15 protein-coding genes and 1 pseudogene are annotated in these 16,753 nt (G+C 71.6%); 7 read left to right on the top strand and 9 right to left on the bottom strand.

Features of this window, described 5'->3' with window-relative positions; translation table 11 throughout:
- Nucleotides 1–63: 63 nt before the first annotated feature.
- A complete protein-coding gene (locus tag MSPGM_RS14300) occupies nucleotides 64–1,281 on the top strand; it encodes a trans-sulfuration enzyme family protein (protein WP_003600583.1) in 1,218 nt (405 codons plus the stop codon).
- Nucleotides 1,282–1,370: 89 nt separating this feature from the next.
- The gene (locus MSPGM_RS14295; RefSeq protein ID WP_003600581.1) at nucleotides 1,371–1,838 is read left to right on the top strand and encodes a hypothetical protein; all 468 of its coding nucleotides are present in this window, start codon (nucleotides 1,371–1,373) and stop codon (nucleotides 1,836–1,838) included.
- Nucleotides 1,839–1,927: 89 nt separating this feature from the next.
- Here MSPGM_RS14295 and mdoH read toward each other — a convergent pair whose 3' ends face one another.
- Entirely contained in the window at nucleotides 1,928–3,859 is a 1,932-nt protein-coding gene (mdoH, locus tag MSPGM_RS14290; RefSeq protein ID WP_209688527.1) for a glucans biosynthesis glucosyltransferase MdoH, read from the bottom strand.
- A gap of 34 nt (nucleotides 3,860–3,893) precedes the next feature.
- Between mdoH and MSPGM_RS14285 the strand changes: the two genes are divergently transcribed.
- From MSPGM_RS14285 to MSPGM_RS14275, 3 genes are all read left to right on the top strand, one after another.
- Nucleotides 3,894–5,570: a glucan biosynthesis protein G gene (locus tag MSPGM_RS14285; protein WP_003606783.1), complete on the top strand. Its 1,677-nt coding sequence runs from the start codon at nucleotides 3,894–3,896 to the stop codon at nucleotides 5,568–5,570.
- Between the two features lie 68 nt (nucleotides 5,571–5,638).
- Nucleotides 5,639–6,283 carry a PRC-barrel domain-containing protein gene (locus MSPGM_RS14280; RefSeq protein WP_003606782.1) on the top strand — a complete coding sequence of 215 codons (645 nt, stop codon included), beginning with the start codon at nucleotides 5,639–5,641 and terminating at the stop codon, nucleotides 6,281–6,283.
- A 43-nt stretch (nucleotides 6,284–6,326) separates the two neighbouring features.
- Nucleotides 6,327–6,563 (top strand): hypothetical protein, encoded by a 237-nt coding sequence (locus MSPGM_RS14275; protein ID WP_012254200.1) that lies wholly within the window; start codon nucleotides 6,327–6,329, stop codon nucleotides 6,561–6,563.
- Between the two features lie 164 nt (nucleotides 6,564–6,727).
- On the opposite strand, the gene MSPGM_RS14270 is transcribed toward MSPGM_RS14275, so the two are convergent.
- Genes MSPGM_RS14270 through MSPGM_RS14260 form a run of 3 tightly spaced genes read right to left on the bottom strand, consistent with a single transcriptional unit; the run spans nucleotide 6,728 to nucleotide 8,936 of the window.
- Entirely contained in the window at nucleotides 6,728–7,555 is an 828-nt protein-coding gene (locus MSPGM_RS14270) for an extracellular solute-binding protein (RefSeq protein ID WP_003606780.1), read from the bottom strand.
- Nucleotides 7,528–8,244, bottom strand: coding sequence for a phosphate ABC transporter ATP-binding protein (locus MSPGM_RS14265; protein ID WP_012753173.1), 717 nt, complete (start codon nucleotides 8,242–8,244; stop codon nucleotides 7,528–7,530). The genes MSPGM_RS14270 and MSPGM_RS14265 overlap by 28 nt, the downstream gene beginning before the upstream one ends.
- The gene (locus tag MSPGM_RS14260) at nucleotides 8,241–8,936 is read right to left on the bottom strand and encodes an ABC transporter permease (protein WP_043708488.1); all 696 of its coding nucleotides are present in this window, start codon (nucleotides 8,934–8,936) and stop codon (nucleotides 8,241–8,243) included. The genes MSPGM_RS14265 and MSPGM_RS14260 overlap by 4 nt, the downstream gene beginning before the upstream one ends.
- Before the next feature lie 123 nt (nucleotides 8,937–9,059).
- Between MSPGM_RS14260 and MSPGM_RS14255 the strand changes: the two genes are divergently transcribed.
- On the top strand, nucleotides 9,060–10,097 hold the full coding sequence (locus MSPGM_RS14255) for a substrate-binding domain-containing protein (RefSeq protein WP_003607091.1): 1,038 nt from the start codon (nucleotides 9,060–9,062) through the stop codon (nucleotides 10,095–10,097).
- A gap of 57 nt (nucleotides 10,098–10,154) precedes the next feature.
- On the opposite strand, the gene glp is transcribed toward MSPGM_RS14255, so the two are convergent.
- From glp to MSPGM_RS14235, 4 genes and pseudogenes are all read right to left on the bottom strand, one after another.
- Nucleotides 10,155–11,405 carry a gephyrin-like molybdotransferase Glp gene (gene glp, locus MSPGM_RS14250; protein ID WP_209688529.1) on the bottom strand — a complete coding sequence of 417 codons (1,251 nt, stop codon included), beginning with the start codon at nucleotides 11,403–11,405 and terminating at the stop codon, nucleotides 10,155–10,157.
- Between the two features lie 3 nt (nucleotides 11,406–11,408).
- The gene (mobB, locus tag MSPGM_RS14245) at nucleotides 11,409–11,945 is read right to left on the bottom strand and encodes a molybdopterin-guanine dinucleotide biosynthesis protein B (RefSeq protein WP_003606455.1); all 537 of its coding nucleotides are present in this window, start codon (nucleotides 11,943–11,945) and stop codon (nucleotides 11,409–11,411) included.
- Nucleotides 11,942–13,917, bottom strand: a pseudogene (locus MSPGM_RS14240) (molybdopterin biosynthesis protein). Before MSPGM_RS14240 ends, mobB begins: the two are co-directional and overlap by 4 nt.
- Entirely contained in the window at nucleotides 13,914–14,999 is a 1,086-nt protein-coding gene (locus MSPGM_RS14235) for a molybdopterin-binding protein (RefSeq protein ID WP_003606453.1), read from the bottom strand. Before MSPGM_RS14235 ends, MSPGM_RS14240 begins: the two are co-directional and overlap by 4 nt.
- A gap of 224 nt (nucleotides 15,000–15,223) precedes the next feature.
- Between MSPGM_RS14235 and MSPGM_RS14230 the strand changes: the two genes are divergently transcribed.
- Nucleotides 15,224–16,540, top strand: coding sequence for a c-type cytochrome (locus tag MSPGM_RS14230; RefSeq protein ID WP_012753167.1), 1,317 nt, complete (start codon nucleotides 15,224–15,226; stop codon nucleotides 16,538–16,540).
- A 27-nt stretch (nucleotides 16,541–16,567) separates the two neighbouring features.
- Here the strand turns inward: MSPGM_RS14230 and MSPGM_RS14225 are convergent, their stop codons facing one another.
- Entirely contained in the window at nucleotides 16,568–16,741 is a 174-nt protein-coding gene (locus tag MSPGM_RS14225; protein WP_003606929.1) for a metallothionein, read from the bottom strand.
- Nucleotides 16,742–16,753 lie beyond the last annotated feature (12 nt).

Here is a 16,753-nt window from a genome sequence, read left to right as displayed (position 1 = left end):
CTTGCCCGGTCCGGCGGATTCGCTCAAGCCGACATTGCGATCCGACCTCGAGCGAGGAAACCCATGAGCCGGTCCAACGCGCCTCACGGCACTTCCGATGCAGCCCCCTCGGAGGCGCTGTCGCCCGCGGAATGGCAGCCGGCGACGCTGGCCGCGCAGGCGCTCGGCCGGATCGATCCGGTGACGCGGGCGGTGGTGCCGCCGCTTCATCTCTCGACCACCTATCTGCGCGACCCCGACAACGCCTACCGCTCCGGTTTCGTCTACGCCCGGCCCGACAACGCCACGACGCGCGAGGCCGAGGACGTGATCGCCGCGCTCGAACGGGCGGAAGCGGGCGCTCTGCTGTTCGGCTCCGGTATGGCGGCGGCGTCGGCCGTGTTCTGCGCTCTGGAGCGCGGCGACCACGTGATCGCGCCTGAAGTCATGTACTGGGGGCTGCGCCGCTGGCTGCGGCAGGAGGCGCCGCGCCTCGACCTCGCGGTCGATTTCGTGCCGATGGACGACCCCGAGGCCGTGCGTGCGGCGATCCGGCCCGGCAAGACCCGTCTCGTCTGGATCGAGACGCCCGGCAACCCGCTCTGCACGGTTGCCGACATCGCCCGCATCGCCGAGATCGCCCACGCCGCCGGGGCGCGGGTCGCCGTGGACTCGACCGCCGCGAGCCCGATCCTCACCCGGCCGCTGACGCTCGGGGCCGACATCGTGATGCATTCGGCCACCAAGATCCTGAACGGCCATTCCGACGTGGTGGCCGGCGTCCTGGCCGGGGCGCGCAAGGATGCGTTCTGGGATCGACTCGTGGCGATCCGCGGCGGCTGGGGCGCGATCCTCGGCCCGTTCGAGGCCTATTTGCTGATGCGGGGCTTGCGCACGCTGCCCCTGCGCGCCGCCGCCCAGAGCGCCGGGGCGCTCCACCTCGCGCAGCGGCTCTCCGCGCATCCGCTCGTGAGTGCGGTGCTCTATCCGGGGCTGCCCGACCATCCCGGCCATGCGGTGGCCGCGCGGCAGATGACGGGCGGGTTCGGCTACATGCTCTCGATCCGCGTGGCCGGCGGCGAGGCGGCGGCGATCGAGACCGCCGCGCGGGTGGCTCTGTGGAAGCGGGCCACCTCGCTCGGCGGCGTGGAGAGCCTCATCGAGCACCGCGCCTCTGTCGAGGGGCCGGGCACCCCCTGCCCGCCCGACCTGTTGCGCCTCTCCACCGGCATCGAAGATCCGGACGACCTGCTTCGCGATCTCGACGCCGCTCTGACGGGCGCGCATCGGCCGACCGAGTGACGCAGTTCCGAATTGTGTGAAGGCGCGTGGCTGTTGCGGGGCTCCGTGCGTTGTCGGGTCTACGAGCCCCCAACGGGACGAAAACCGCCATGATGAACCGTACGCCCCTCCTCCTTGCCGCGCTGTCCCTCGGCCTTGTCTGCGGCGCAGCGCGGGCTGAGGATGGACCGCCGAAGCTCGACGTCGCGGCGACCTGCCAATCGGCACAGCGGGTGCAGAAGACGCTCAGCGACAATGTGAGCGCGGATGCCTGCCTCAATTCCGAGCGCGGCGCCGAGCGGGATCTGAAGAAGCGCTGGAGCGAGTTTCCGGCCGCGGCCAGGACGCAATGCACGCAGCAATTCCAGGCCGGTGGCTTCCCATCCTATGTCGAACTGCTGACCTGCCTCGAACTGGCAAGCGGCGCGGTCCCGACACAGCCCGCTCTCGACTCTGCCGGGAAGTCCGATGGCGGCGGTGCAGCCAGCCGCGGCGACAGGAAGGGTGGGAGCACCCTCACCCGCGAGCCCGCGCCCACCCAGCGCACCAACCCGATCGAAGTGCTCGAGGGCAAGTAGCCCGACGGCTTATCCGCGCCGATCCTCGGGGCTTATGAGCACCGGGGACTTCGCCCTCACGCCGAACCGTAATCCACTTCGACGAAGGCTCAGCGCAGGGTCGGCGCGCTCGCCTCGTCGATGGTCACCGGGAGCCACGGGGACGGCGCGGCGGTGATCGCCGCCGGCTCGGCACCGGCGGTGCGGCTCTGGTGCAGTTCGAGCAGTTCCGGAGCCGGGCGCGTGTCGTCCTCGGTGAGGAAGAGGCCGCGCGCCTTCGACCCGAGGCCGAGGCGGGTGCTGCTGGTGAGCACGCTCTGGAACGGGCTCGTCAGCAAAGCGAGGGCGACCGGCGCCATCCACAGGGCGAGCCAGGAATTGCCGAAGGCGAGCAGCACCGCGAGCGCCCCGCCCGCCGCGACCGCGTCGCTCTGAAGGCGGAAAGCCTCACGCCACGGAACGCTGCGATCGTCGCGGGACTGCGTGTCCCAGCGGACCACCCGCCCGAACAGGGTCGTCACCACGGCGCCCGCCGCGAACAGCGCCATCACCGGCCAGAGCAAGACCCAGATCGCCTGTTCGAGCGCCGCGCTCACGAGCAGCGAGCGGGTGCCGCCGAAATCCGCCCGGCGCCGGGCCGAGGCGAGGACGTAGCCGATGCTCAGGAGCTTCGGCAGCGCCATCACCGCAATGACGAGGGTCGCGAGCGCCCAGGCCGCCGCGTTGCCGCCGTCGAGGCCGTAGCCGATCAGCCCGAGTTCGCCGGAGCGCACCGCCTGCCACGTGCCGAGCCCGAGGAAAGCGATCCAGAGCGGATAGACGCAGTAGCCGAGGATACCCACGCCGAGATGCCAGCGGCTGGCGCCGAGCAGCCCCTTCATCGTCAGCACGCGGAGATGCTGCAGGTTGCCCTGGCACCAGCGCCGCTCGCGCCCGAGCAGGTCGATGAGGTTGGTGGGCATCTCCTCCCAGGTGCCGCCCATCTCCGGCAGCAGGCGCACGTCCCAGCCGGCGCGGCGCAGCAGCGCGCCTTCGACGATGTCGTGGCAGAGGATTTCGCCACCCAAAGGCGGCTTGCCGGAGAGGATCGGAAGTTCGGCGTTGTTCGCGAAGGCCTCGATGCGAAGGATCGCGTTGTGACCCCAGTAGGAGCCGTCCGGCCCCTGCCACGTCTCAAGGCACCGTAAGGAGAGCGGCGCGTAGAGGCGCACGGCGAATTGCTGGATACGCGCGAACAGCGTGTCGCGGCCGGCGGCGTAGGAAACGGTCTGGATCAGCCCGGTGCGCGGGTTCTCCTCCATCAGCCGGGCGAGCCGGCGCATGGCGGCGCCGGTCATCAGGCTGTCGGCGTCGAGCACGATCATGAAGTCGTATTCGTGCCCGTAGGTGGCGCAGAACTCGGCGATGTTGCCGGCCTTGCGGCCGGAATTGTCGGCACGGCGGCGGTAGCGGATGCGGGGCATGCCGCGGCCTTCGCGCTGTCTCCAGGCCTGGATGCGGGCGAATTCGTGCTCCTCGACCGCGCTGATCGCGCCCTCGCGGGTATCGGAGAGGACGAAGATGTCGATGTCCGAACCGTCGCCGCCCTCGCGCTGGAGCGAGCGGGCCATGACCCGGATGGCGGAGAACACCGCGAGCGGGTCCTCGGCATGGATCGCCACCACCGCCGCCGTGCGGCTCAAGCCCGTGGGACGGGTCGAAATCGTCGCGGCGCGGCGCTCCAGCGCGGACAGGGCGCGGTCGCCCATCAGCGCGGCGATGAGCCCGTAGAGATACTGCCACGCGGTGAAGCTCTGCCACGCCATCAGCACGACGAAGAGCCCGAGCACGGCGCGCCCGAGCCACGTCTCCGGCACGCCGTAAGCCGCGAGCGCCAGGGCGGCGATGACCGCGGCGATGGCCAGCGTCGGCCCGGCCAGCGCGAGGCGACGCAGGCGGAACGAGGCCGGTCGCGGCGCAGGGCCCGCGCCCCTCGGCCGGGCTCCACCCCCGGCCCCCGCCTCGACGGAGCGTTCAGCCTGCGGCAAGTCTGGGCTGGACATGATCGGCGTCGACACTCGCGGGAGGGATGAACGGATGGCAGGACCGTCGGACGCGGACAACGAGGCGCCCGAAGAAATCGACATTTCGCGGCGCGCCATCGTCCGTGGCGCTTTTCGAGGTGCTCTTGCCGGTACGGCCGGCTTGAGCATTCCTGGCCTCTTCGACCTGAATGCCGCCAGAACGATGGCTCAAACGGTGCCAAACGCCTCACCCCCAGCTCCCCTTGATGCGCGTCCGGTCACGTTCGAGGCGGTGGCGGCACGGGCCGAGCGGCTGGCGGCGCAGGTTTACGCGCCGCAGAACAATCCCCTACCGCCGGAGCTGGCCGCGCTCGACTACGACGCCTTCCAGGCGATCCGCTTCCGATCCGAGGCGACGGTCCCGCTCGGGCTCCGCTTCTCGCTGCAGCCGTTCCACCGCGGCAACCTGCACGCCAGGCGGGTGGAGATCTTTCTGCAATCGCCCGAGGGCGTGCGCCCCTTCGGCTACGATCCGGACCTGTTCGATCTCGGACCGGCCTTGCAGGGCCGCCGTTATCCCGCCTCGCTCGGTTATGCCGGCTTTCGCATCGCCCACGGGTTCGACGCGAGCCAGCCGCAGGCCCACGAGGAATTCCTGGTCTTCCTCGGTGCCTCCTACTTCCGCATCCGTGGCCGGGGGCAGATCTATGGCCTTTCGGCCCGCGGCATCGCCGTGAATACGGGATTGCCGCAGGGCGAGGAGTTTCCCGATTTCACCAGCTTCTGGATCGAGCCGCCGCAGGGCGACGCGGCGTCGATCACGATTTTCGCGCTGCTCGACGGGCCGAGCCTGACGGGCGCTTACCGCTTCGCCGTCACGCCGGGCGATCCGTCCCATGTCGCGGTCGAAGCCGCCCTGTTTCCGCGCCGTCCGATTGCGGCGCTCGGCCTCGCGCCGCTCACCAGCATGTTCCTGTTCGGCGAGAACGGGCCGGGCCTGCGCGGCGCCGAGCCGTTCGACGATTTCCGTCCGCAGGTGCACGATTCGGACGGGTTGGTGGTGCAGACGCCCGGCGACCGGTTGTGGCGGCCCCTCGTCAACGGCCGGCCCGCACCGCAGATCTCGTCGTTCCGCGCCGCCCCGCTCGAAGGCTTCGGGTTGCTGCAGCGGGAGCGCCACTTCGCCGCCTATCTCGACGTGCAGGCGCAGCACGAGGACCGGCCGGGCCTGTGGGTGACGCCGCAGGGCGGCTTCGGCGCGGGCGCGGTCCGCCTGTTCGAGATCCCCTCGCGCACGGAGGCGACCGACAACATCGTCGCCGCCTTCGTGCCGGAGGCGCCGGTCGAGGCCGGCAAGACGCTGCGGCTCGCCTATTCCCTCGTCACCGTCGGCGCCGAGCCGGCGCCCTCCCTCGCGCCGCCGCTCGCCCGTGTGGTCTCGACTCGCGTCGGTTCGGCCGAGCGCCTGAGGCCGACCGACCGGCCCTCGCCGCAGCGGCGCCTCTACGCCATCGACTTCGAGGGGCCGGGCCTGCCCGACGACCCGAAGGCGGCCATCGACGTGGCGCTCTCGGCGAGTGCGGGCGCGCTGGTCGAGCCCTATGCCGAGCGGGTGCCGCAGACCGGCGGCTGGCGCCTCTATGCCGAGTTCCGGCCGCCCGATCCGTGGCCCGCGGGGGACGTGGTGCTGCGTGCCCGCCTCTCGCATGCGGGTCGCGTCATCACCGAGACGTGGGACGGCGTCGCCTGACGCGGATGAACTGGGCAGGGTCGCCGGCCGTTAACGGGGCACCAGCACGTCCGAACCCGGAGTCAGGGATGCGTCCCAACTTGTCCAGCGTCCCGCGATCCGCGCTCGCCGCCCTCGTCCTCTCAATCGCGGTTGCCCCGCTCCCTGCCCTCGCCGAGACGGCGCCGGCTGGGCCGGCGGCCGCCCGCTTCATCGAACGGCCCGAGGTGGGCACGATGCGCGGCTCGAAGGTGATCGGCGTGGCCGTGGTCGGCGCGGACCATGTCCGGGTCGGCAAGATCGAGGACGTGCTCGTAGACGGGACAGGCCGCATCCAGGCGGTGGTGATCGGCGTCGGCGGCTTCCTCGGCGTCGGCGAAAAATATGTCGCGGTGCCCTTCGATCAGCTCGCCTGGAATTTCGAGGACGTGTCGCTCACCGGCGGGACGTCCTCGGTGGTGACGCCGGACAACGCACCGAGCGAGAAGGCCGCCGACAAGGCCAGCGCGGAGACGATGCCGGGCTCGAACGTGTCCCCCGAGGTGCTGGGCGCGGTGCAGAACCAGCATAGCGGCCGCGTCACTGAGTCGACCGGTTCGGTCGAGCCGAAACGGCCGAGTTCCACGCCCGCGACGGTGCTCGTGGGCCACGACCTGATCCACGCCGAAGTGCGCCTGACCAAGGCACAGCTCAACGACGCGCCGGCCTTCCAGTTCGAGAAGGCGAAACAGTAACTGCCCCCGCCCGGGCGGCCTGAACCCTTGGAGTTTGCGTATCATGAGACACGCCGCCTTCGCCCTGACGGTCTGGTTCGCCGGACTTCATGCGGCCCTCGCCCAGGCGACCAACCCCGCGCCGCCGATTCCGGAATCGGGGCCGGCCGGCTCCAGTTCGGGCGCGGCGACGTCCGCGGCCACCGATTTCAACTGGGTCTGGGTGAGCGTGCTGATCGCGCTCGCGGTGCTGGCCCTGTGGATGTTCGCCCGCAAGCGTCAGTCCGGCCCGCCGCGGTAGAAGCGGGACAGCCGCGACCTTCTTTCAGCTCTCTTCCTCACCCTGAGGTGGCGCGAAGCGTCGCCCTCGAAGGGTCGTCCCATCGCCGCACGGGAGCGGGAGGATCCTTCGAGGCCCCTGCGCGGCACCTCTGGATGAGGCAGTGTACGGGCTGTGGGCGGTCGTCAGACCTTCTTCGCGCTCGGGAAGAACAGCGGCTCGCCGTTGATCTTGTAATCGGCGATTGCCCGCTGTCCCTCGGGCGAGACCAGCCAATCGATGAAGGCTTGGCCCTCCTTCACCTTTACGGTGGGGTGCTTCTCCGGGTTCACCAGCATCACGCCGTAGGGGTTGAATAGGCGCTCGTCGCCCTCGACGAGGATGGTCAGGTCGCCCCGGTTCTTGAACGAGAGCCACGTGCCGCGATCAGCCAGGATGTAGGCGCCGAGCGACGAGGCGGTGTTGAGCGCCGGGCCCATCCCCTGTCCGACGTCGCGATACCAGTCGCCGCGGACCGCCGGGAGATCGACGCCGGCCTCCTTCCAGCTCCGCAGCTCGGCGCTGTGGGTGCCGGAGCGATCGCCACGCGAGACGAAGGGCGCTTGTCCCGACGCGATGGCCTTGAAGGCCTCGTCCACACCCTTGCCCCGGATGCCAGCCGGGTCGGCCTTCGGGCCGATCAGCACGAAGTCGTTGTACATCACGTCCTGCCGCCCCTTGGCGAAGCCCTCGGCGACGAACTTGTCCTCGGCCGGGCGGTCATGGACGAACACGACGTCGGCGTCGCCCCGGCGCGCCGCGTCGAGGGCTTGGCCCGTGCCGAGCGCCACCACCTTCACCTCGATCCCGCTCTTCTGCTTGAACAGCGGCAGGATGTGCTTGAACAGGCCCGATTGCTCGGTCGAGGTCGTAGAGGCGACGACGATCGAGGCGGGCTCGGCCCGCAGCGGCGAGGCTGTGCCGAGGACAGCCAGGAGCGAGAGGGTCAGGAAGCTGCGGCGAAGGCGGTCCAAGGCAGTTCTCCGGTGAGGTAGGCCCGCGCTTCGGGTGTGCGGGGTGAGAAGAGGGCGGCTCGGGTCGGGCCCCGCTCCACGGCGCGGCCGGCGGCGAGCACCACGGTCTCGTCGGCGAGCCGGGCGACCTGCCCGAGATTGTGCGAGACGAGGAGCACGGTGGTGCCGGCCCGCGCCATCTCGGTGATCAGGCTCTCGATGGTCTCGGTCGCGGCCGGATCGAGGCTCGCGGTCGGCTCATCGAGAAGCAGGAGGTCGGGCTGCATCGCCCAGGCGCGGGCGAGCGCGAGGCGCTGCTGCTCGCCGCCCGAGAAGCGCGTCGCTGCGTCGTTGGCCCGCTCCGACAGGCCGACCCGGGCGAGCGCTGCCGCGATCCGCTCGGCGCGCTCCCGGCGGGACAGCTGCAGCGCGACCAGTCCGAGGGCGACGTTGGCGGCCGCACTCGCCCGCACCAGAGCGGGACGCTGGAACACGAAGGCGTGGCGGCCGGGTGGGAGGCGCACTGTGCCGGTATCCGGCCGTAACAGGCCGTCGATCACACGCAGGGTCACGCTCTTGCCCGCCCCGTTGGGGCCGATCAGCGCGGTGATGCCGTGCGCGGCGACGTCGAGGTCGAGACGGTCGAGGATCACCCGCCCGCCGAGCGTCAGGCTGACGCCGTCGAGATGGATGGCGGGCGCGGCGCTCATCCGTAGGCCCTCGCGACATGGGAGCGCAGGAGCGCGGCGGCGGCGTTCACCGCCAGCACGAGGCTCATCAGCACGAGGCCGAGCGCCAAGGCGAGGCTGAGGTCGCCCTTCTGCGTCTCCAGCGAGATCGCCGTCGTCATGGTGCGGGTATGCCCGTCGATATTGCCGCCGACGACGAGCACCGCGCCGATTTCCGAGATCGCCCGGCCGAAGGCGGCCAGCGCCGCCGTCACCAGCGAGAAGCGTGCATCGTAGATCAGCACCCCCGCTCGCTGCGGTGCGGAGAGGTGAAGGGAGCGCAGTTGCTCGCCCAGATGGGCCTCGGCGTCGGCGATGACCTGACGCGTCAGCGCCGCGACGAGCGGCGTCGCCAGCACCGCCTGCGCCGCCACCATCGCAGCGGGGGTGAAGAGCAGGCCGAACGCCCCGAAGGGGCCCGAACGGGACAGGGCGAGATAGAGGATCAGCCCGACGATCACCGGCGGCAGGCCCATGAACGTGTTGAGAAGCCCGACCACGGCGCCGCGCCCCGGAAATCGCGCCACCGCGATCAGCGCTCCGAGCGGAATGCCGAGCACGAGCCCGATCCCCACCGCGGTGACGCTAACGCGCAGGGACAGCCACGCGATCGCCAGGACATCCCGGTCGAGCGTCCACAGGCGCGAGAACGTCTCCTGAAGGGTTTGGCTCAAGGGCTCGGCTCGAAAGATCATCGCATCCGCACCTGGAGCGCACCTGAGGTGCATCCGGGGCTGCGCGGCGCAAGCCGGGATGATACGCCAGCTGGCGCAAGATCAATAGGAAAGGCCTTGCATATGGCTGTCGAGGATGGACGGGCTGTGGCTTCGGTCGCCTCCGGTTATGACGGGCTCTGCGTACGCCTGCATGTGGAGGGCCGCTGCGAAGGCACATCTGACTTCGCGCTGCGCGGCACACACCTGCTTCTCGACGCGCTCGGCCGGACCGGCTCGCTCCAGGGGGCGGCCGAGGTGCTCTCGATTTCCTACCGCTCGGCCTGGGGGCAACTCGATGCGCTGGAACAGGCCCTCGGCCAGCCCGTCGTGGTGAAGACCAAGGGGCACGGCAGCAGCCTCACGCCTCTCGGGGTGGCGCTGCTGACGTTGCTTCAGGCGTCGCAGACGCGCCTTGCCCCGGCCCTGGCAGCGGAGGAAATGGCGCTGACGGACGGCCTGCGGCGGCTTCTGGAACCGACCGATGCGCGTATCCGTCTCGCAGCGAGCCACGATCCTCTGCTGCTGGAGGCGATCGAGGCGCGGCGCGAGATCGACCTGATGGTCGCCGGCAGCCTCGACGCCCTGGCGCGGCTGCATGACGAGTCCGTGGATGCCGCGGGCTTCCATTACGGCTCGGACGGCCCGCCGCCAGCGCCCTTCGGCGCCGTGTTCGACCGGCGCGACCTCGTCGTCGTCCCGCTGTTCCGCCGCGAACAGGGCCTGATGCGTGCCGCCGGCAACCCGCTCAATTTGGGAAGCGTCGCCGACATCGCCGCGCGGCAGGCGCGCTTCGTCAACCGGCAACGGGGTGCCGGCACCCGAATCTGGTTCGAACGGCTCTGCGCCGAGGCGGGCATCGACCTCGCGCGCATCGTCGGCCATCAGACCGAGGAATTCACGCATCAGGCGGTGGCAGCCCTGATCGCCACCGGCGCGGCCGATGTCGGCATGGGCACCCGCGTGGTCGCCGAGCGCTTCGCCCTGGATTTCCAGCCCGTGGGTTGGGAAACGTATTTCCTCGCGATCCGCGCGAGGATCGATACGGAACGGCTCGGGGCGCTCCGCGAGGATCTCTGCAGCCGCGCCGGACGGACGCCCGGCTACGCGCCGCCCCCGTGATGTTGCGTGCTCGCGATCTGGGGCTCAGCCTCGCCGATCAGGTCGAAAGGCGAGCCCTCACCACAGCAAGACGTGCGGATAATACGCCAGCGAATCGCCGGGGCTCACGCCGGTCGCGTCGTCGGGCAGCTCCACGAGGCCGTCGCTTTCGGTGAGCGAGGTCAGCACGCCCGCCCCGTCGCGTGGGAATTTCTGCGCTTCCAGGTCGCCCTCGCCGCTGCGGACGAGACTGACGCGGACGAATTCGCGGCGACCTGCCTTCTTGCGGTAGCTGAAGCCCGCCCGCACCGGCCAGGACAGCGGCGGCTCGTAGCGTGCGCCGCCGAGCCGGGCGAGCAGGGGCCGCACCACGAAGAGCAGCGTGATGTAGACTGCCACCGGATTGCCCGGCAGCCCGACGAAGGGCGTCCCGGCAACCAGTCCCACCGCAACCGGACGGCCGGGCTTGATCGCCAGCCGCCAGAGCATCAGCCGGCCCTGGGCATCGACGGCGGTCTTCACGTGATCCTCCTCGCCGGTCGAGACGCCGCCGGAGGTGAGGATCAGGTCGTGGTCCCGCGCCGCCTCGGCGAGGTGGGCCGGCAGGGTGACGGGATCGTCGCGCAGGATGCCGAGGTCATCCACCGCGACGCCGAGCCGGTTCAGCAGGGTCACGAGCAGCACGCGGTTCGAATCGTGGATCGCGCCGGGGCGGAGCGGAGCGCCCGGCTCGGTCAGCTCGTCGCCGGTCGAGAACACGGCGACCCGCAGCCGGCGGCGCACGGCAATCTGCGCATGGCCGGTCGCGGCGGCCAGCGCCAGATCCTGCGGGCGAAGGCGGCGCCCGGCGGGGATCGCGAGCCCGCCCGCCGCCAGATCCTCGCCCGCCGGCCGGGCGTTGGCGCCGGGCTTCAGCCCCGCCGGCAGGACGACCCGGTCGCCCTCGCGGCGCACATCCTCCTGCATGAACACGGTGTCGGCGCCGGGCGGCATCGGCGCGCCGGTGAAGATGCGGATCGCGGTGCCCGCAGCCAGCTCTCCGGCCGCCGAACCGGCCGCGAGACGACCGCTGACCGGCAGGACGGTCTCGGTCTCTGCCTCAAGGTCGGCGAAGCGCACGGCGTAGCCATCGACCGCGGCATTGGCGAAGGGCGGCAGGTCGTGACGCGCGAAGACGTCCTCGGCGGCGATCCGCCCGTCGGCGAGGCCGAGCGGTATGGTCTCCGTGCCGGCGACCACGGGGAAGCGCTCGGCGATCATCGCCACCGCGTCCTCGATCCGCATCGGCTTGCCCCCGAAGGCGAAGCAATCGTCGGTGAGCTGTGCCATGGCTCAGGGTCTTTCCAGCCGGGCGAGCACGGTTTCAAGAGCCTCGGCGCGCTCGGTCACGAGATCGGCGATGGCCTCGATGTCGTCGAGCCCGACCACCGGCACCGCCGCCTGCGGGAAGGGAACGTCGCTGGCGATGCCGACGATGCGCGGGTCGTCTCCGTGCAGGGGCGGACGGCCGTTGGCCGCGCGGAACACTTCGAGCTTGGGATGCGCCTCGCGCTTGAAGCCCTCGACCAAGGCGAGACCGGTCGGCGTCAGCCGGCGCAGCAATTCGGGCAGGGTCGCCTCCGCGCCCTCTTCGACCTCGCGGATCTGCGCCCATCGCCGGGCGGAGGACACAATCACTTCGCTCGCCCCGGCCTGCCGGTGGACGAAGGAATCCTTGCCCGGCTGATCGATGTCGAAGGCGTGGTGGGCGTGTTTGAGGGTCGCAACCCGCATTCCGCGGGTGACGAGCACGGGGATGAGGCGGGCGAGCAGCGTGGTCTTGCCCGCTCCGCTCCAACCGGCGAGGCCGATGACGCGCAGGTCGCTCACGATTCGCCTCCGCCGGGTTCGAACCCGAGTTCGTTCAGGGCCGCATCCGCCGCGCGTGTGGCGAGCAGCGCCAGGAAGGCGGCGAGCGCGGGCTTCTCGCGGTCCGCCTCGCGATAGGCGAAGTCGTAATGCTCCTGCGCCAGCGGCAGGAAGCCGAGGCCGTAGGCCGTTGCGACGCTCGCGATCGCGACACCCCAATCGGCCCGGCCCTGCGCCACCGCTGCCGCGACGGCGTTGTGCGAGCGCGGCTGGTTCCAGAAGCCGGCCGGGCGGGCCGGCCCGATCAGGCCATCGACGAGGAGGCGGGTGCCGGAGCCGGCGTTGCGGTTGACCATCACTGCGTCGGGGTCGGCAAGCGCCGCATTCACCGCGTCGGCGGCGCTTCGGCCCTCGAAGCGGGCATCGTTCTTACGGAACACCACGCCCTGGAGCCGACGCCAGCCGAGGGCGAGTTGCATGCCGGGTTCGAGGAAGGGCGCGTTGTAGCGGCCGGTCTCGGGGTCGAGCAGGTGCATGGCGGCCAGATTGCATTCGCCCCGGCGCAGGGCCGCGAGCCCCCGGCCGAGCCGACCCACACCGTGCGGGCGCGAAAGCCCCGCTCCGCCAGCAGCCCGACCACCTGGTCGAGCCCGATGCAGTGGCTGCCGATGATGGTGAGGTCGGGCGGCCGCACCCCGGCCCCGAGGCGCACCACCGAGACCGTCTCGCCCGCCTCGACGCCCGAGCGCGCGGCCGGCACGGCGAAGAAGCCGTCGGCCTGCGAGAAGGCGGTGACGGAGCCGGAGCCTTTCGGCAGCGGCAGGGCGACCAAGCCGTCCGCCGCCTGAGCGAGCGAGGCCATCACGAATTCGGTGCGGCCGAGTTCGGAGGTCAGCCGCTGCGGCAGGCGCGCCGACACCGCCTCCTCTTCCCGCGGCGGCAGGCCGGCCAGCGCGCGCACCAGCGGCACCACGAATTCGTGGAAGGTGAACATCGCCGAGGTCGGGAAGCCCGGCAGCACCACCACCGCCTTGCCTTCGGCGACGGCGAGGCAGAGCGGCTTGCCGGGTTTCAGCGCGACGCCGTGAACCAGAATGCCGGGCGGGCCCAGCCGCGACAGGATGCGGTGCGAGACATCGCCCGCGCCCTTCGAGGTGCCGCCGGAGAGCACGACGAGATCGCTCTGCGCCAGGGCATCGCGCAGGGCACCATCAAGCGCCGCCTCGTCGTCGCGAACGATGCCGAGCGGCACGGGCTCGCCGCCGTTCTCGGCGACCGAGGCCGCGACGATGGCGCCGTTCGAATCGTAGATGGCGCCGGCTCGTAGTTTTCCGCCCGGCGCGACCAGCTCGTCGCCCGTCGAGAGTACGGCGACACGGGGCCGGCGCACCACCGCGATCTCGGCGAGCCCGCAGGCGGCGAGCATGCCGATCTCGCGGGCGGTCACCACCGCCCCCTTGCGCAGGACGGTTTCGCCCGAGGCCATGTCGGCGCCGGCATAGCCGACGAACTGCCCCGGCCGGACCGGACCCGTCACGTCGATGGCGAGGGCGTCTTCGAAGAACTCGGTCTGCTCGACCATCACAACGGCGTCGGCCCCGCGCGGGATCATGCCGCCGGTGGCGATCGGCGTCGCGGTGCCGGTGGCGACCGAACCCGTCGGGGCGACGCCGCAGGCCAGGATCTCGCGGTTGAGGGCAAGCCGGCGGGGCCGCGCAGCGTTGGCGCCTTCGGTGTCGGCGGCGCGCAGCGCAAAGCCGTCGACCAAGGCGCGGTCGAAGGGGGGCACGTCGATCGGCGAGGCGATGTCGCCGGCGAGCACCCGCCCGAGCGCCTGGGCCAGCGGAACGGTCTCCGGTGGAAGTGCTGCGTGGGGAAGTGCCGCGCGGAAGGCCGCATGCGCGTCGTCGCGGCTCATCACCGTCAGGAACTGCTCCTGCCGGGCGGCCGCGGCGAGGCGCCGGGTAAAATCCGTCTCGCGATCCGCGCTCATAGCGGCACCACCTCGACCACGCTGCCGACCGGGTAGCCCTCCCGCTCCGGCGGCACCAGCACGAATCCGTCCGCTTCGATCAACCGGCGCAGGGCGAGATCGGCTCCGCCGAGGGGGGCGATGTCCGCCCCGTCGGACCGAACGAAGACGATCTCGGCAAGCCCGACGACCGAGGTGATCTTGCGCGAGATCGGCCCCGTCCTCGGAGCGGCTTTGACGGCGCCGGTCAGTGCGGCGATCAGCGGCCGGCCGAGCGCCAGGACGGCCGCCAGCGCCGCGTCGGGTCGGCCGGGCAGGAGCAGGACCGGGCATTCCCCGGCCTCGCCGATCCCCGCCGTCTCGCCGGGCCGCAGGGCGAGGCCGTGAGCAACCACACGTCCGGCTTGCGCCAGCCCCTCGGCGCTGCGATCGCTGCGCCCGAAACCGGTGCCGCCGAGGACGAACACCGCATCCGCCCCGTCGGCCGCGATGGCGCGGGCGATCCGTTCGGGGTCATCCGGCACCGCCACCGTCTCGGCGAGCCCGCCCGCCCGCGCGATGACGGCACTGAGCGTCGGCGACAGGACGTCCGGCGCCCCCGTCACCACGAGGCGAATCCGGGCTTCGCGGATCGCGACTTCGATAAACCCCGCGGCCGCGAGGCCGAGCAGGTGGCGCGGCTCGATCCGCTCGCCCGCCGTCAGGAGAGCGTCACCTTCGGAAAAATCCTCGCCCGCGGCGCGGATGCCCTCGCCCGGACCGGCTTCCGCCACGGCACTGCGGTGCTCCAACCCCTCGGCGGCCAGGATCGCGTCGGTGCCGGGCGGCAGGCGCTCGCCGGCTTCGACCCAGGCGGGGGCGCGTGGCAGCATCACCGGGGCGTAGGGTGAGGCACCGCTGATTTGCGCGGCTTCCACCGCGAAGCCGTCGCGCAGGGCGGTAAGCCCGGCCGGGATGTCATGGGGAACCGCGAGCGATGTCGCGGCGATGTGCCCGGCCGCTCGAACCAGCGGCACCGATCGCGGCGCGACCGGCTTCGCGCAACGCAGCAGCAGGGCGAGTGCGTCGGCAAGCGGTGTCAGGGCGGCGGAGGCGGCGCGCATCATTCAAGCGTCCGCGCGCGCCGGCAGTGCGGCGGGCTGAGCGGCAAGAATGCGTGAGGCTCCGTCCTGTCTCATCACCGCGAGCGATGCGCCATCGCCGGGCGCGGATCAAGGTTCGGCATCTCGCCCTCCCGGCGCCTGAGACACAAACCCTCACCTTCGGTGGGCGGACGGCGTCCCGACCGGTCGCGTATGGTCCGCCGGGGAAACGGAGTTGGATGACGATGCCGATGCGGGTGACGCGGATTCTCGGTCTGATCGCGGCCCTCCTGCTCGCCTTGCCCGCGGTGGCGCAGATGCGCGGCCATGGCGGGCCGGTTCGTGCGCTCGCCGTGACGGGCGACGGCCGCCTCGCGATCTCCGGCGGGTTCGATCAGGCGGCGATCGTCTGGGGTCTCGAAACCGGCGCGGCTTTGAGCGTCCTGCGCTTCCACGACGGCGCGGTGAACGCGGTGGCGGCTCTTCCCGATGGGCGCTTCGCCAGCGCCTCGGAGGATGGGCGCATCGCCCTGTGGCGGTTGGGACAGGCCGAGCCGGACTGCGTACTCGCGGGACATGCCGGCCCCGTTGCCGGGCTCGCCGTCTCGCCCGATGGGACCATGCTCGCCTCCGCCGCCTGGGACGGCACCGCGCGAATCTGGCCGCTGGCGGGTGGGCCGGCGCGGACTCTCGAAGGACACAAGGGCAACGTCAACGCGGTCGCCTTCCTGCCCGACGGGCGCCTCGTCACGGCCGGCGCCGATGCGAGCGTGCGGATCTGGACGCCGCAAGGGGAGACGGTTCTGACCGCGACGCTGCCGAGCGCGCTCAGCGCGTTGGCCGTCACCACGGACGGCGAGATCGCAGCGGCGGGGGCGGATGCCACGGTGCGGTTCCTTGCGAGCGATGGGCAGGTGCGTTCAGAGGTCGAACTCGGCCCTGCCCCGGTGATCGCGCTGGCGCCCGCGCCCGACGGCACCCGGATTGCCGCGGCGAGCGCGGGCGGCACCGTCGCGATGATCGAGCGGGCGAGCGGAAAGATCCTGTTCACGCTGGTCGGGCCGGGCCTGCCGGTCTGGTCGGTGGCGTGGCGGCCGGATGGGAGCGAACTCGTCACCGGCGGCGGCGACCGCCTCGTGCGGCGCTGGAACGCGGCGACCGGCGAGCCGATCGGCCCCCTCGCCATGCCCCGGCCCGCGGACGCGCTCGCCGCGTTTCACGGCGAGCGGGGCGCGGAGGTGTTCCGCGCCTGCGTCGCCTGCCACACCTTGGCGCCCGACGACGCGCCCCGGGCCGGACCGACGCTCGCCGGCCTGTTCGGCCGGCGCATCGCGACGGTTTCGGGCTACCGCTACTCGGAGGCGCTGAAGGGCATGGACATCGTCTGGACGCCGGAGACGGTCGCTCGCCTGTTCGAAGTCGGGCCGGCACGCTTCACCCCCGGCACCCGGATGCCGGAGCAGACCATCAACAGCGCCGAGGATCGCGACGCGCTGATGCGCTTCCTCGCCAAGGCAACGGAGAGACAGCCGACGGGGACGCCGCCGACCGGGCCGAACTGAGCGGCGCCCGGTCGGGCCTTCAACGGGTCAGCCGTGGCAGCTGCAGCCGGCGTGGTCGCAGCCGGCATGATCGGGATGACCTTCGGCGCACTCGTCGCAGCAGAAGGCCTTCTCGTCGCGCTTCACCGCCTTGGTGACCGAGACCACACACACGCAGTCCGGGCAGGCACACTTCACCATATCGACATCGACGCTCGCCATCGGGGTCATCCT

The organism is Methylorubrum sp. GM97 (assembly GCF_024347855.1).
Classification (GTDB): Bacteria; Pseudomonadota; Alphaproteobacteria; order Rhizobiales; family Beijerinckiaceae; genus Methylobacterium; species Methylobacterium extorquens.
This window is presented reverse-complemented; position numbering and strand designations above follow the sequence as displayed.

Coding starts and splice junctions, on each gene's coding strand:
- MSPGM_RS14300 (WP_003600583.1), top strand. CDS start 64: ATGAGCCGGTCCAACGCGCCTCACGGCACTTCCGATGCAGCCCCCTCG.
- MSPGM_RS14295 (WP_003600581.1), top strand. CDS start 1,371: ATGATGAACCGTACGCCCCTCCTCCTTGCCGCGCTGTCCCTCGGCCTT.
- mdoH (WP_209688527.1), bottom strand. CDS start 3,859: ATGTCCAGCCCAGACTTGCCGCAGGCTGAACGCTCCGTCGAGGCGGGG.
- MSPGM_RS14285 (WP_003606783.1), top strand. CDS start 3,894: ATGGCAGGACCGTCGGACGCGGACAACGAGGCGCCCGAAGAAATCGAC.
- MSPGM_RS14280 (WP_003606782.1), top strand. CDS start 5,639: ATGCGTCCCAACTTGTCCAGCGTCCCGCGATCCGCGCTCGCCGCCCTC.
- MSPGM_RS14275 (WP_012254200.1), top strand. CDS start 6,327: ATGAGACACGCCGCCTTCGCCCTGACGGTCTGGTTCGCCGGACTTCAT.
- MSPGM_RS14265 (WP_012753173.1), bottom strand. CDS start 8,244: ATGAGCGCCGCGCCCGCCATCCATCTCGACGGCGTCAGCCTGACGCTC.
- MSPGM_RS14255 (WP_003607091.1), top strand. CDS start 9,060: ATGGCTGTCGAGGATGGACGGGCTGTGGCTTCGGTCGCCTCCGGTTAT.
- glp (WP_209688529.1), bottom strand. CDS start 11,405: ATGGCACAGCTCACCGACGATTGCTTCGCCTTCGGGGGCAAGCCGATG.
- MSPGM_RS14235 (WP_003606453.1), bottom strand. CDS start 14,999: ATGCGCGCCGCCTCCGCCGCCCTGACACCGCTTGCCGACGCACTCGCC.
- MSPGM_RS14230 (WP_012753167.1), top strand. CDS start 15,224: ATGCCGATGCGGGTGACGCGGATTCTCGGTCTGATCGCGGCCCTCCTG.
- MSPGM_RS14225 (WP_003606929.1), bottom strand. CDS start 16,741: ATGGCGAGCGTCGATGTCGATATGGTGAAGTGTGCCTGCCCGGACTGC.